Raw genomic sequence first — 13,227 nt, 5'->3', positions numbered from 1 at the left:
TAAAAACCATGACTTACAAGCTGATTCTGCTGCGCCACGGCCACAGCGACTGGAACGCCAAGAACCTGTTCACCGGTTGGGTGGACGTTGACCTGAACGACCAAGGCCGCAAAGAAGCAGTACGCGGTGGGGAACTCCTGGTTGAGAACAACATCCTCCCGGATATCCTCTACACCTCGCTCCTGAAGCGCGCCATCAACACCGCCAACATGGCACTGGACAAGGCCGACCGCGGTTGGATCCCCGTCAAGCGCGACTGGCGCCTCAACGAACGCCACTACGGTGCCCTCCAGGGCAAGGACAAGGCCCAGACGCTGGCCGAGTTCGGTGAAGAGCAGTTCATGGAATGGCGCCGCAGCTACGACACCCCGCCGCCGCCCCTGTCCGACGACAGCGAATTCTCCCAGGCCCACGACCCCCGCTACGCGGACCTCGGCGACGCCCTGCCGCGCACCGAGTGCCTCAAGGACGTCCTTGTGCGCCTCCTCCCGTACTGGGAATCGGACATCAAGGAAGACCTCAAGGCCGGCAAGACCGTCCTGGTCACCGCACACGGCAACTCCCTGCGCGCACTGGTCAAGCACCTGGACGGCATCAGCGACGAAGCCATTGCCGGGCTGAACATCCCCACGGGCATCCCGCTGGTATACGAACTGGACGAGGACTTCCAGCCCATCACCCCGGGCGGAACCTACCTCGACCCCGAAGCAGCAGCCCAGGCCATCCTCGCGGTGGCCAACCAGGGCAAAAAATAAGGCTTCGCGGTTCTTCGCCGCGCCGCAAAACGACGGCGGCCGGTTACCTTTCCGAGAAAGGTGACCGGCCGCCGTCGTATTTTCAGTTGTAAGGCTAGAAGCCCTCGGGCTGCCATTCGCCCGTCACCAGGTAGGTGACCTTCCGGGCGACGGAAACGCCGTGATCAGCGAAGCGCTCGAAGTAGCGGCTGGCCAAGGCAACGTCCACGGTGGTGGACGGGCTTTCAGTCCAGTCCGGGGAAGCGATCGCCTTGAAGACGCTGAGGTGGAGGTCGTCCACGGCGATGTTGATCTTCAGGATGTCGCGGGCAACCTCAAGATCGCGGGTTTCGAGAAGCTCGATGACCTTCGCGGTGATCTCAATGTCGTGCTGCGCCATGGCCTTGAAGGTTTGGGTCATTGACGCGGGGATGACCGTTGCCGGGTAACGGAGGCGTGCCAGCTGGGCTACGTGGCGGGCGAGGTCGCCCATGCGCTCCAGCGAAGCGCTCATGCGAAGCGAACCGACGATCATGCGGAGGTCGCTGGCCACGGGACCCTGCAACGCCAGGATGTCGATGGCGCGCTCGTCGAGGCTGTTCTGCAGGAAGTCGATGCGGGCGTCCGCTGCGATAACGTCCTGGGCCAGATCCACGTCGGCGCCTTCGAAGGATGTTGTGGCCTTCGTGATTGCTTCGTGAACCAGCTTGGAGATCTCGATGAGGTCGTCACCTACCTGGGTAAGTTCCGCCTGAAAAACCTTGCGCACTAAGGCGTCCTTTCCTTGGAGATCCCGTTCCCATGATGGGGGCCGGATCTCAAAACCATTGACAGTCCAACCAGTAACTGTGTCAGGGGTCAGTGAACTGTTCGGCACCTTTAGATGAACGTTAGTTGAACCGTCCGCGTTTGGCCCCGGATCCATGCTCGGCCGTGTTTCAACAGCATAAGCTGGACCCGTGGATCCATTGCTCATAGGTGTCGTCGCAGGCCTCGTTGGCCTGTCATTGGGCGTCTTTGGCATGCTCGCATTCAAGATCAGCGAACGCCAGCGGAGCATTGTCGACCTCGACGTCACTGAACCCCTGCTTCCTGAAGGCGCAGCGGAAGTCCTTGCCGTCGTCGGGCGTGCCTTCGTGGTTGTGGACGCCATAGATGGCGTGGTCCGCGCAAGTCCCGCCGCCTACGCCTACGGCCTGGTCCGCGGCCACACCGTGGTGCACAAGCAACTTCTGGACATGACCGCGAAGGTCCGCCGCGATGGCGTGATCCTGGAGGAACAGTACGAGCTTCCGCGTGGCCCGCTGGGCAAGGGCACCATCGTGGTCCAGGTCCGCGCTGCCATGCTCGGCTGGGAATACATCGTGCTCCTGGCCGACGACCGCACCGAGATCACCCGCACGGAGGAGATCCGGAACGACTTCGTGGCCAACGTCTCCCATGAACTCAAGACGCCTGTGGGCGCCATTTCGTTGCTTGCCGAGGCACTGGAAGCCTCGCCCGACGACGAAGAAGCGGTGCGGCGTTTTGCCAAGCGCATGCACAAGGAATCCGGCAGGCTCGCGGCCCTGGTCCAGGACATCATTGAACTTTCCCGCCTGCAGGGCGCCAACGTGGCCCAGCAAGGGCACGCTGTGGACATCAACACAGTCATCAACGAAGCCGTGGACCGCTCGCAGCTCCCAGCCGAAAGCAAGAACATCCAGATCGTGGTGGGTGGCCATTCCGAGTCCCTGGTTTTCGGTGACCGCGACCTCCTGGTGACGGCCCTGCGGAACCTGATCGACAACGCGATCCGCTATTCGCCCGAGAACACGCGGGTCGGCGTCGGCGTCAGGACCCGTGAAGGCGTCGTGGCCATTTCCGTCACGGACCAGGGCGAGGGCCTGACTCCCGAGGACCAGGAACGCGTCTTCGAGCGCTTCTACCGCGTGGATGCCGCGCGTTCCAGGCACACCGGCGGTACGGGCCTTGGCCTCAGCATCGTCAAGCACGTGGTCTCCAACCATGGCGGCGAGGTGACCGTTTGGTCCCAGCCCGGCCAGGGTTCCACGTTCACTGTCCGCCTGCCGGAGATGGAGGGCCAGGACGACGACGCCGGCCTGCCGCCAACGGCGCACGAACTTCCGGCGGCCGCGGCCGCCGTCGAACCCCATCACGCGAGCCAAAACGCGAGTGAAAAAACGGGCACCAGCGGTGCCCAAGAGCAAGGAGCCAGCGCTTGAGCCGGATTTTGATAGTTGAGGACGAGGAGTCCTTTAGCGATCCCCTTTCCTACTTGCTGGGCAAGGAGGGTTTCGACGTTGAGGTAGTGGACAACGGCAGCGACGCTTTGGTGGAGTTCGATCGGAATGGCGCCGACCTGGTGCTCCTTGACCTCCAGCTGCCGGGCACTCCGGGCACCGAAGTCTGCCGCCAACTGCGTCAACGCTCCAGCGTTCCTGTGATCATGCTGACCGCCAAGGACTCGGAGATCGACAAGGTAGTGGGCCTGGAACTCGGCGCCGACGATTACGTCACCAAGCCTTATTCCTCCCGTGAGCTTGTAGCCAGGGTCCGCGCCGTCCTTCGCCGTCAAGGGGAACCGGAGGAGCTGATCACGTCCACCGTGCAGGCCGGTCCTGTCCGCATGGACATCGAGCGCCACGTGGTGAGCGTGAACGGCGAGCAGGTGTCCCTGCCGCTGAAGGAGTTTGAGCTGCTGGAAATGCTGCTCCGGAACTCCGGCAGGGTCCTGACGCGTGGCCAATTGATCGACCGCGTTTGGGGTTCGGACTACGTGGGGGACACCAAGACCCTGGACGTCCACGTCAAGCGGCTACGCAGCAAGATCGAGCCGGATCCCTCGCTGCCGCGCTACCTGGTGACTGTGCGGGGCCTGGGCTACAAGTTCGAGCCGTAAGCCTTCGCCCCCGCATAGGCGCGTTGGCGGGTAAAAAACAAAAGGAAGGGTTCCGCCGCGGCGGAACCCTTCCTTTTGTTGTATGGCTTTCGTGTGCCGCCTGCTAGTGGCCGGCTGCTGCCGACTCCGTGGAGGTAGCAGTGGTGGACGGCGTGGCCGATCCGGACGGCGAAGCCGTTGCCGAGCTGGACGGAAGGTACTTCTTGTATTCGGGAAGCGTGCCGTTGACAACAGGAATGTTGATCTGGGCGGAGTCGGAACCGCTGCGGACCGTGACCTTCGCCAGGCCGCCGGGTGCAGCGCCGGCCGTGCTGAGTACGGCAGCGTCGCTTTCCTCGTTCAGGTAGGTCTCCGACTTTGCCTTGACGGGGATTTCCGTCTGGGCGCCGTCCGCTCCGCTGATGGTCAGCGTTGCGTCGGAGTTGGACTGGTTGAATACGGCACCGATGACTCGGCCGGATTCCTTCTCGCCCGAAGCAACAATCAGCATGTTGCGCAGCTGCAGCTTGCCGAGATCAGCTTTGATCCCGTCCGATGCCGAGTACTGGTGGGTAGTCTGCTGGGCGTTGACGAATCCGCAACCGGTGACGGACAGAAGACCGACGCCGATTGCAGCCGCCGCAATTGCCAGCTTGCCGCGCTGGACAGGGTTCATCGCAGTATTGCGCACGACACCTACTCCTCAAGAGTCATTGGAACACTTTTCAGCCATAGCCTATCGGCAAACCCGTCGAAATAAGGATTCGGGGAGCGTATGTGGCGCAGTCAACGGGAACGATTTGTCCGACAGCTTCCCTGTTCGATGCATCTTTCCATGATTACGTCAAGAGGTTGGACGAATCCCTTTTGGGCCTCTTTCCCAGTATTGGCGCGGCTGGAGAGCTCGTTCGATGCCAGTCGTATGCCTTAATCGTGATAGACTAATCTGCGGGAAAGGGGAAAGTCCACATGGTTTTTGAGGTCGGCGAGACAGTAGTTTACCCTCACCACGGTGCAGCAAAAATTGAGGAAATCAAGATGCGCACCATCAAGGGCGAAGAGAAGATGTATCTCAAGCTCAAGGTGGCTCAGGGTGATCTGACCATTGAAGTTCCAGCAGAGAACGTTGACCTTGTTGGGGTCCGGGACGTAGTGGGCAAAGAAGGCTTGGAGCACGTTTTTGACGTTCTCCGCGCCGAGTTCACTGAAGAGCCTACCAACTGGTCACGTCGTTACAAGGCGAACCTGGAGAAGCTTGCTTCGGGCGATGTCATCAAGGTGGCAGAGGTCGTTCGCGATCTTTGGCGTCGTGATCACGATCGCGGCCTTTCCGCAGGCGAGAAGCGCATGCTGGCCAAGGCGCGGCAGATTCTGATTTCAGAACTGGCCCTGGCTGAGAAGACGGATGAAGAGAAGGCTGCAAGCGTTCTTGACGAGGTCTTGGCTTCCTAAGAATTGAGCCCCGGTGGTGCGAAAGCGCCGCCGGGTTTCTTTTTGCCCAAAAACGTGGCCGCCGTTCCACGGAACCCGCCCGCCATGTGGGTATTCCAGCCAGAATGCGCATAACCTTGGGCGCATGACTCATCCTTCCAAGCGCGCCGTTACGGCCGTGATCGTGGTGGCAGCCGGTTCCGGCGAACGCCTCGGATACGGCATGCCCAAAGCCCAGGTTCCGCTGGGCGGGGAAACCATCCTGATGCACGCCCTGCGTGGCGTGGTGGCATCCGACGTCGCACGCCAGGTCTGCGTCGCCGTGCCCCAGGGCGACACTGCCCTCCGCGCGCTGATCGCCGAATTCACCGTTGACCTCGTTGACGGTGGCCCTGAAATTTCAGTCGTCGACGGCGGATCGACCCGCGCCGATTCCGTCCGCGCCGCTTTGGCTGCCTTGGAAGACGGGACCGAGTTCGTCCTCGTGCACGATGCCGCGCGCGCACTGGCCCCGGAGCGCGTCTTCGAGCGGGTGGCCGAGGCCTTGGCCGCAGGCGCTAAAGCCGTCATCCCCACAATGCCCGTGGTCGACACGATCAAGACTGTCGCCGGGACCGACGGTGCGGATGCCTTGATCGCCCCTGAATTGGTCACCGGCACGGCTCCCCGCGAAGAGCTCCGCGCCGTACAGACCCCGCAGGGCTTTGAACTGGCTACGCTGCTCCGGGCCCACGAGGCTGCCGGGCTCTTCGACGGGAAGCAGGCCGCGGCCGTCACCGACGACGCCATGCTCGTCGAACTCCTGGGCGTCCCCGTTCATGCGGTCCGCGGGGCCAGCCAATCACTGAAAATCACGACGCCGCTGGACCTCATCATCGCTGAAGGTCTCCTCGAAGGTCCCTTGGGCATCCGGTGGGTGGAGGGATAGTGGCTGCCGAGAACATGCTGCTGCCCCGGACCGGCATCGGCATCGATGTCCACGCCTTTGCCCCCGACGACGACCCCCAGCCGCTCTGGTTGGGCGGGCTTCTTTGGGAGGGTGAGCAAGGGCTGTCAGGCCATTCCGACGGCGATTGCGTCGCCCACGCAGCTGCGGACGCGCTTTTCTCCGCCTGTGGCATCGGCGACCTCGGAACGCACTTCGGCACGGACCGCCCCGAGTACGCCGGGGCGTCGGGGGTCAGGCTTCTCGGGGAAGCCGCCAGGATCGTGCGTGAGGCAGGCTTTGAAATCGGCAACGTCGCTGTCCAATTCGTAGCCAACAGACCGAAGTTCGGCCCCCGGCGCGAGGAATCCCAGCGGGTTTTGAGCCAGGCCGCCAACGCTCCGGTCAGTGTCACGGCCACCACCAGCGACGGTTTGGGTTTCACCGGACGCGGCGAAGGTATCTCCGCCGTCGCCACTGCCCTCGTCTACCCGGCTGCCAGCCCCCACCCGGGACCCGCAAAAGGTGCGCCGCATGCCTAAGTCACCTACCGGCGTCGTACGTCCCGCCGTGCTGCTGTCCGCAGGGCTTGCCGCCGTGCTCCTGCTGGGCGGCTGTGCAGGGGCGCCAAGGATGGACGTGAAGGCCAGTTGCGACTTCCTGAATGGTGACGCCTTCAAACCGGACGGTAACCAACAGCAGCAGTCAAAGCAGCTCGCTGAGCACTACCATGAGCTGGGGGAGAAGCTGGCTCCTGAAATCGCCGATCCCATCAAGGAGATGGCCGCGATCATGGACAAGGCTGCTGCCTCGTCGCTGGGGGCGGCCACCCAGGAGCAACAGGAAAAGCTCAAGGTGCAGTTCAACAAGATCGGCGAATACTGCAAGTAGGCAGGTCACGCCGCGTCATCGGCTAATCTGGAGCGGTGACCCTGCGCTTTTATGACACTGCCTCCGCCGAAGTCCGCGACTTCGTTCCCCTCGAAGACGGCAAGGCCAGCGTCTACTACTGCGGAGCCACCGTCCAGGGAATGCCTCACGTGGGTCATGTCCGGTCCGCCATCGCGTTCGACCAGCTGACCCGTTGGCTGGAATTCCGCGGCCTCCGCGTCACCGTGGTGCGCAACGTCACCGACATTGACGACAAAATCCTGGCCAAGTCCCAGCAGTCGTTTGGTCCGGACTGGGACGCTGAACCCACTGCCAAGCATGCCGAGGAATGGTGGGCTTTGGCCTACCGCTATGAGCAGGAATTCGAGAAAGCCTACGAATCCCTGGGCGTCCAGCGGCCCACCTACGAGCCACGCGCAACCGGCCACATCCCCGAGATGCACGCACTCATCCAGCGACTCATCGACCGCGGCCATGCCTACCCCGCCTTGGATGATTCCGGCGACGTCTACTTCGACGTGCGCTCCTGGAGCAAGTACGGCTCCCTGACGCGGCAGAACATTGATGACATGCAAGGCGCAGCCGACGCCGATCCTCGGGGCAAGCGCGACGCCCGCGACTTCGCGCTGTGGAAGGGTTACAAAGAAGGCGAGCCCGCCACCGCGAAGTGGGATTCGCCGTGGGGTGCGGGCCGTCCGGGCTGGCACCTCGAGTGCTCCGCCATGGTGACCAAGTACCTTGGCACACGTTTCGATATCCACGGTGGGGGACTGGACCTCCGCTTCCCGCATCACGAGAACGAGATGGCGCAGTCCCAAGCTGCAGGGGATGAGTTCGCCAACTTCTGGATGCACAACGGCATGGTCACTTTCGAGGGCGAAAAGATGTCTAAGTCCATTGGCAACACAGTAAGCCCCGCGGAAATGCTGGAGCTCGCCTCACCACGCGTGGTCCGCTACTACCTCGGCCAAGCACACTACCGCTCCGTCCTGGACTACCGGCCCACTTCGCTCCAGGAAGCCGCCGCGGCCGTGGAACGCATTGACGGGTTCATCTCCAAGGCCACGACAAAGGTGGGTCGGGACGCCGTCGAGATCGCACCCCAAAGTTCCATGCCCGATGCCTTCATTGCCGCCATGGACGACGACCTCAACGTGCCCCAGGCGCTCGGTGTGCTGCACGAAACCGTCCGCGCTGGGAACACCGCGCTGGCCTCCGGTGACCTCGAGGCGACCAAGGCTGCGCTTGATTCCGTGATGTCCATGACAGAGGTCCTTGGCCTGGATTCCGTCACCCAGCCCGAAGCTACCCGGGGCCGGGAGCACGCCGCGCTGGAAGTCCTGGTAGAAGCCCAGCTCCAGGCGCGCGCAGCAGCGAGGGCCAACAAGGACTGGGCTGCGTCGGATGCCATCCGTGACACGCTCGCTGCCGCCGGCGTCGTCGTCGAAGATGGTGCGGACGGCGCTACCTGGAGCCTTAAGCGCGACTGACAAGGGGCCTCGACGGCCGAATTGCATTGGGTCAGTAGACTTGATTCCAGACTTACTCACGAAATCAAGGATGGAATCTCATGGCCAATAATGGTCGCCGGTCGGTCAAGCAGAAGAAGGGCCCCACCACCGGAACCGGTGGCCACGGCCGCAAGGCCCTGGAAGGCAAGGGTCCCACGCCCAAGGCGGAGGACCGCACCTACCACAAGGCATTCAAGAACAAGCAGCTCGCGGAGCGCTCGGCCGCCAAGCGCGGGCCGGCACGTCCGGGCACAGGCGCACGCTCAGGTCCCAAGGGCCGCGCGACGGAAGAACTGGTTACTGGACGCAACTCCGTGGTCGAAGCCCTCCGCGCGGGTATCCCGGCCAAGGCGCTGCACGTAGCCATCCGCATTGAGATGGACGACCGCGTCAAGGAATCCCTGAAGCTCGCAGCCGAGCGCGGCATCCCGCTGCTCGAAACCGGCAAGCCCGAGCTCGACCGCATGACTGAAGAGGCTGTCCACCAGGGCCTCGTACTGCAGATCCCGCCCTACGAATACCAGGACGCGTACGACCTCGCCGAGGAAACCATCGCCAAATGGAAGAAGGGGCACATCTCCAACGCCCCCATCTTCGTGGCCCTCGACGGCATCACCGACCCCCGCAACCTCGGCGCAATCATCCGCTCCGTCTCCGCGTTCAGCGGCCACGGCGTGATCGTCCCCGAGCGTCGCTCCGTCGGCGTGACAGCGTCCGCTTGGAAGACCAGCGCCGGTGCCGCTGTCCGCGTGCCCGTGGCCCGCGCGTCGAACCTCAACAACGCGCTCAAGCAGTTCAAGAACATGGGCATCTACGTCCTGGGCCTGGACGGGGACGGCGATGTTTCGTTGCCCGACCTGACCGTAGCCACCGAACCGGTATGCATCGTGGTTGGCTCCGAAGGCAAGGGCCTCAGCCGATTGGTCCGTGAAAACTGCGACCAGATCGTGTCGATCCCGATTGACTCGTCCATGGAGTCGCTCAACGCATCCATGGCCGTAGGCATCTCGCTGTACGAAGTGTCGAGGCAGCGCGCCGCCAAGTAGGCCCTAAGGCGCCGCAAGCGCCATCCTCCGCGTGCTCCCCACCGTCCCCCTAGCCTCGCAAGCTCGGCAAGGGAACCCTGACGGCGTGGGCCCCGTCCTCGCTTGGACGCACGCTTCCGGATGACGCCTGCGGCGCCTTTCGCGTGCCTGCACCCAACGCTCGCTCACTTCCCGCCTGTTTGGGGTGGACGCTCGCTCAGTTCTCGCCGGGATGTGGAGGAGCGTTGGGCTCAAGGGGTAGGGATGTGAGAGAGGGCTAGAAGTCGCGGCGGTTGGCCAGTACGGGGAGTTTTTGGCGGGCTTCTTCGACATCGGCGGGGTCGAGGTCGGCGAAGATGAGGCCGGGTTCGCTTTCGAGCGATTCCAGGACCTGGCCGAAGGGGGATACGACGGCGGAGTACCCGACTCCCGTGGGCGCGGTGCCTTTGGCTTCGATGCCTTGGGTGGCTGGGTCGGCCTGGCCACAAGCGAGCACGAACGTGGTGGTGTCCACGGCGCGGGCCCTGGCCAGAAGCTGCCATTGCTCGGCCTTGCCGGGTCCTGATCCCCATGACGCGGACACGATGTTCACCACGGCGCCGCGTTGGGCGTTGGCCGTGAAGAGTGCAGGAAAACGGATGTCGTAGCAGGTGGCCAAACCGAAGGTGACGCCGCCGGCGTCGAACGTCACCGGGTCTGTACCGGCCTCAACGGTGTCCGATTCCGCAAAGCCGAACGCGTCGAAGAGGTGGATCTTGTCGTAACTGGCCTCGACGGCGGGGCCGGTGGCCAGAAGCGTGTTCCGCACCCGCGGATTTCCCGCCTCGGAGGGAGTGCCGGGTGTGAACATACCCGCGACGATCACCACATCAAGCTCCGCAGCGAGGGCGCGCACGCGGCTGGCCCACGGTCCGTCGAGGGGTTCGGCGATGTCCAACAGCGAGTTCCCGAACGCGCGCATCATGGCCTCCGGGAAAACCACAAGCCCGGCTCCGCCCTCCTTGGCGCGGCGGGCGTACTCCTCCAGGAGCCGCAGATTTTCGGTCAGATCCCGGCCGGTGATGACTTGGGCGAGTGCAACGCGCACCATTGAACCTCCAGTTGTCTCCGTTCCAGTATGCCAAGCAATGAATTCACTGGGCCGAACGTCGTCACATGAGCGCCGGACGCGGCACATAGTGGGCGTGGAACTAAACTTGCAATCAATGGTTATGCCTATCTTTGACACAGAAGCTGCCGTCGACGCGTCGCGTCCCCGGCCCCTCGGACTGAGCACGCCCCAGTCCGGCCTTTCCGGTGCGACGGATGCGCAGGACCATGAAGTGAATGTGGCCGTCTTCGCGCCTGACTTGGAGCGGGTGGAGGTTGCCTTCCAGTCCCCGGGTGCCCCATGGCGCGCGCAGGTTCTTCCCAATGTGGAAGATGGCGTGCACTTCGGGCTGATCGCCGGAATGCCGCCCGGCACCCGTTATGGTTTCCGCGAGGCACCCGCAGAGGCTGGCCTCCCCATGCCGGTTCCTGCTTTGGACCTGGACGACGACGGCGGGACCGGGCTGCTGCTCGATCCTTACGGTCGCGCTGTGGACCAGCGGGGCGAGTTCCTCACGAGCGTCCACATGGACAACAGTTTTGATTGGGGCGACGACCAGCCGCCAAGGACACCCATGCGGACGTCCGTGATTTATGAAGCCCACGTCCGTGGGCAGACGATGCTTCACCCGGACATCCCGGAGCACCTCCGCGGCACGTACGCGGGGATGGCGCATCCTGTCATGATTCAGCACCTCACGGAGCTGGGGATTACCGCGGTTCAGTTGTTGCCCATCCACTTCCACTTGGATGAGGCGCACCTGCAGGACCTTGGCATGACCAACTACTGGGGCTACAACACGGCGGCATTCTTTGCCCCGCATGCCGACTACGCCACCGAGGCCGCCCGGAACGCTGGCCCGCACGCCGTGCAGGATGAGCTCAAGGGCATGATCAAGTTGCTGCATGCGGCCGGCATCGAGGTGATCCTCGATGTTGTGTACAACCACACAGCCGAGGCCGGACCTGACGGGCCCGCCATCAGCTTCCGGGGGTTGGCTGAGAAGCGGTACTATCGGCACGACGCCCACGGACGCTACCTGGACACCACCGGCTGCGGAAACACGTTGGACTTCAGCGATCCCGTGGTAGTGGACCTCGCCCTGGATTCCTTGCGTTACTGGGTGAACGACTTCCACGTGGACGGTTTCCGCTTCGACCTAGCGGTGACCCTCTGCCGTGACGCGGGGAACACGTTCGACCCCCAGCACCCGTTCCTGCAAGCCATCGCCGAAGACCCGGTGTTGTCTGAGGTCAAGCTCATCGCTGAGCCGTGGGATGTAGGCTACGGCGGCTGGCAGACAGGCCGCTTCCCACAGGGCTGGTCGGACTGGAATGACCACTTCCGCGACGGCGTACGCAGCTTCTGGCTGTCCGACCGCGCCGTCATTGAGGCCGGTGGCCAGGGTGGCTCCGTGGCGTCGTTGGCCGAGCTCATGGCCGGTTCAGCCAATCTCTTCGCATCATCCGGGCGCACGCGCCTTGCCTCGGTCAACTTCATCACGGCCCACGATGGCTTCACGTTGAAGGACCTGGTCAGCTACGACCGTAAGCACAATGAGGCCAACGGTGAGCAGAACCGCGACGGGCACGGCGACAACCGGAGCTACAACCACGGAGTGGAGGGCCGCAGCGAGAATGAGGCGATTGTTGCCGCCCGTTCCTTGTCCATCCGCAACCTGATGGCCACGTTGCTGCTGTCCTTCGGTGTCCCCATGATCACGGCCGGCGACGAGCTTGGCCGAACGCAGCAGGGCAACAACAATGCTTACTGCCAGGACAATCCCACGGCCTGGCTCGACTGGAGCCGCACGCAGGAAGCCAACGCCATGTTCCGGACCACACGGGAGCTGGTCAGGCTTCGCAGGTGGTTCCTGCGGCACCAGCCTGAGAGCTTCCCCGGCCAGGCGAATGACGCGAGCCTGCAGTGGTTCGATGACAAGGGCAAACGGATGACTCCGGCCCGCTGGAACGATCCCAACGTCCGCTCGGTCCAACTGCTGATGGGCCATGAAGACAGCGAGATCCGGGGCCTGATCGTCGTGAACGGCAGCAACCACGACGTGAAGATGATCTTGCCCGAGATCCTGAGCGAGTCGGGCATCGGCAAGCGGATGTTTGAACTCCGCTTCACCACATCGGTGCTGCACGAGCGTCGCAAGGGCGCGTTGGTGGCGTCGGGCGAGAGGGATATCCTGCAAGCCAACACCATCAACGTCTACCGCACGTAGCCCCACCGAACAGGAAATCCCCACATGAACCGCAGCCGCAGCAAACTGGTGGCTTTCGCGGGGCTGGTGATCGCCGTCGTCGTTCTTGTGGTTGCCATGGTGGGCGGCGGCGCCCTGACCGCCCCCTCCACCGCGCCGCCGACGCCTTCCAGCGCGCAAACCACGACGCCGGTACCTGGCGCCGTTTCCACGGCGGCGGCCGGCGTGGCGAACCCTTCCAGCCTGCCCACGATCAACGCGTCGCAGCTCCCCAAGGAAGCCCGGCAGACACTGGCCCTGATCGCGAAGGGTGGTCCGTACCCGTACGGTGAAGATGATGGAAACTTCGGTAATTTCGAAGGACTTCTCCCTAAGAAGGCGAGCGGCTTCTATAAGGAGTACACCGTTGTCACACCCGGCGCGTCCAACCGCGGCGCACGCCGGATCATCGTGGGCAAGGACACCGCCAAGTACTACACCGCCGACCATTACGAGTCGTTCAAGTTCATTGTCGAAGGCAAGTAGGAGCC

The 13,227-nt window shown here is 63.5% G+C and carries 14 protein-coding genes; 11 read left to right on the top strand and 3 right to left on the bottom strand.

Features of this window, described 5'->3' with window-relative positions:
* Positions 1-8: 8 nt before the first annotated feature.
* Positions 9-755, top strand: coding sequence for a phosphoglyceromutase (locus tag NEK97_RS13245; protein ID WP_235520092.1), 747 nt, complete (start codon positions 9-11; stop codon positions 753-755).
* Positions 756-849: 94 nt separating this feature from the next.
* Here NEK97_RS13245 and phoU read toward each other — a convergent pair whose 3' ends face one another.
* Complete coding sequence (phoU, locus tag NEK97_RS13240) at positions 850-1,503, bottom strand: phosphate signaling complex protein PhoU (RefSeq protein WP_235520093.1); 654 nt, start codon at positions 1,501-1,503, stop codon at positions 850-852.
* A gap of 199 nt (positions 1,504-1,702) precedes the next feature.
* On the opposite strand from phoU, the gene NEK97_RS13235 reads away from it, so the two are divergent.
* Both NEK97_RS13235 and NEK97_RS13230 read left to right on the top strand, forming a co-directional pair.
* Entirely contained in the window at positions 1,703-2,959 is a 1,257-nt protein-coding gene (locus NEK97_RS13235; protein ID WP_257370529.1) for a cell wall metabolism sensor histidine kinase WalK, read from the top strand.
* On the top strand, positions 2,956-3,636 hold the full coding sequence (locus NEK97_RS13230) for a response regulator transcription factor (RefSeq protein ID WP_211711390.1): 681 nt from the start codon (positions 2,956-2,958) through the stop codon (positions 3,634-3,636). Before NEK97_RS13235 ends, NEK97_RS13230 begins: the two co-directional genes overlap by 4 nt.
* 103 nt (positions 3,637-3,739) lie before the next feature.
* On the opposite strand, the gene NEK97_RS13225 is transcribed toward NEK97_RS13230, so the two are convergent.
* Positions 3,740-4,291: a hypothetical protein gene (locus tag NEK97_RS13225; RefSeq protein WP_257370528.1), complete on the bottom strand. Its 552-nt coding sequence runs from the start codon at positions 4,289-4,291 to the stop codon at positions 3,740-3,742.
* Positions 4,292-4,584: 293 nt separating this feature from the next.
* Between NEK97_RS13225 and NEK97_RS13220 the strand changes: the two genes are divergently transcribed.
* The 6 genes from NEK97_RS13220 (at position 4,585) to rlmB (ending at position 9,419) form a co-directional block, all read left to right on the top strand.
* Positions 4,585-5,067 carry a CarD family transcriptional regulator gene (locus NEK97_RS13220; protein ID WP_011690592.1) on the top strand — a complete coding sequence of 161 codons (483 nt, stop codon included), beginning with the start codon at positions 4,585-4,587 and terminating at the stop codon, positions 5,065-5,067.
* Between the two features lie 124 nt (positions 5,068-5,191).
* Positions 5,192-5,974, top strand: a complete 783-nt coding sequence (gene ispD, locus NEK97_RS13215) for a 2-C-methyl-D-erythritol 4-phosphate cytidylyltransferase (RefSeq protein ID WP_235520094.1) — start codon at positions 5,192-5,194, stop codon at positions 5,972-5,974.
* Between the two features lie 14 nt (positions 5,975-5,988).
* A complete protein-coding gene (ispF, locus tag NEK97_RS13210) occupies positions 5,989-6,513 on the top strand; it encodes a 2-C-methyl-D-erythritol 2,4-cyclodiphosphate synthase (RefSeq protein ID WP_257370527.1) in 525 nt (174 codons plus the stop codon).
* Positions 6,506-6,862, top strand: coding sequence for a hypothetical protein (locus NEK97_RS13205; protein WP_257370350.1), 357 nt, complete (start codon positions 6,506-6,508; stop codon positions 6,860-6,862). Before ispF ends, NEK97_RS13205 begins: the two co-directional genes overlap by 8 nt.
* Positions 6,863-6,897: 35 nt before the next feature.
* A complete protein-coding gene (gene cysS / locus NEK97_RS13200; protein WP_257370349.1) occupies positions 6,898-8,352 on the top strand; it encodes a cysteine--tRNA ligase in 1,455 nt (484 codons plus the stop codon).
* Between the two features lie 80 nt (positions 8,353-8,432).
* A complete protein-coding gene (gene rlmB, locus NEK97_RS13195) occupies positions 8,433-9,419 on the top strand; it encodes a 23S rRNA (guanosine(2251)-2'-O)-methyltransferase RlmB (protein ID WP_257370348.1) in 987 nt (328 codons plus the stop codon).
* A 256-nt stretch (positions 9,420-9,675) separates the two neighbouring features.
* Here rlmB and NEK97_RS13190 read toward each other — a convergent pair whose 3' ends face one another.
* Positions 9,676-10,485, bottom strand: a complete 810-nt coding sequence (locus NEK97_RS13190; protein ID WP_257370526.1) for a carbon-nitrogen hydrolase family protein — start codon at positions 10,483-10,485, stop codon at positions 9,676-9,678.
* Positions 10,486-10,603: 118 nt separating this feature from the next.
* Here NEK97_RS13190 and glgX point away from each other — a divergent pair, with 118 nt between their 5' ends.
* On the top strand, positions 10,604-12,718 hold the full coding sequence (gene glgX / locus NEK97_RS13185; protein WP_257370347.1) for a glycogen debranching protein GlgX: 2,115 nt from the start codon (positions 10,604-10,606) through the stop codon (positions 12,716-12,718).
* A 24-nt stretch (positions 12,719-12,742) separates the two neighbouring features.
* Complete coding sequence (locus NEK97_RS13180) at positions 12,743-13,222, top strand: ribonuclease domain-containing protein (RefSeq protein ID WP_257370346.1); 480 nt, start codon at positions 12,743-12,745, stop codon at positions 13,220-13,222.
* Positions 13,223-13,227: the final 5 nt, after the last annotated feature.

Origin of the sequence: Paenarthrobacter sp. UW852 (assembly GCF_024608385.1) — a bacterium.
GTDB lineage: Bacteria > Actinomycetota > Actinomycetes > Actinomycetales > Micrococcaceae > Arthrobacter.
This window is presented reverse-complemented; position numbering and strand designations above follow the sequence as displayed.

Coding starts and splice junctions, on each gene's coding strand:
- NEK97_RS13245 (WP_235520092.1), top strand. CDS start 9: ATGACTTACAAGCTGATTCTGCTGCGCCACGGCCACAGCGACTGGAAC.
- NEK97_RS13225 (WP_257370528.1), bottom strand. CDS start 4,291: ATGAACCCTGTCCAGCGCGGCAAGCTGGCAATTGCGGCGGCTGCAATC.
- NEK97_RS13220 (WP_011690592.1), top strand. CDS start 4,585: ATGGTTTTTGAGGTCGGCGAGACAGTAGTTTACCCTCACCACGGTGCA.
- ispD (WP_235520094.1), top strand. CDS start 5,192: ATGACTCATCCTTCCAAGCGCGCCGTTACGGCCGTGATCGTGGTGGCA.
- ispF (WP_257370527.1), top strand. CDS start 5,989: ATGCTGCTGCCCCGGACCGGCATCGGCATCGATGTCCACGCCTTTGCC.
- NEK97_RS13205 (WP_257370350.1), top strand. CDS start 6,506: ATGCCTAAGTCACCTACCGGCGTCGTACGTCCCGCCGTGCTGCTGTCC.
- rlmB (WP_257370348.1), top strand. CDS start 8,433: ATGGCCAATAATGGTCGCCGGTCGGTCAAGCAGAAGAAGGGCCCCACC.
- glgX (WP_257370347.1), top strand. CDS start 10,604: ATGGTTATGCCTATCTTTGACACAGAAGCTGCCGTCGACGCGTCGCGT.
- NEK97_RS13180 (WP_257370346.1), top strand. CDS start 12,743: ATGAACCGCAGCCGCAGCAAACTGGTGGCTTTCGCGGGGCTGGTGATC.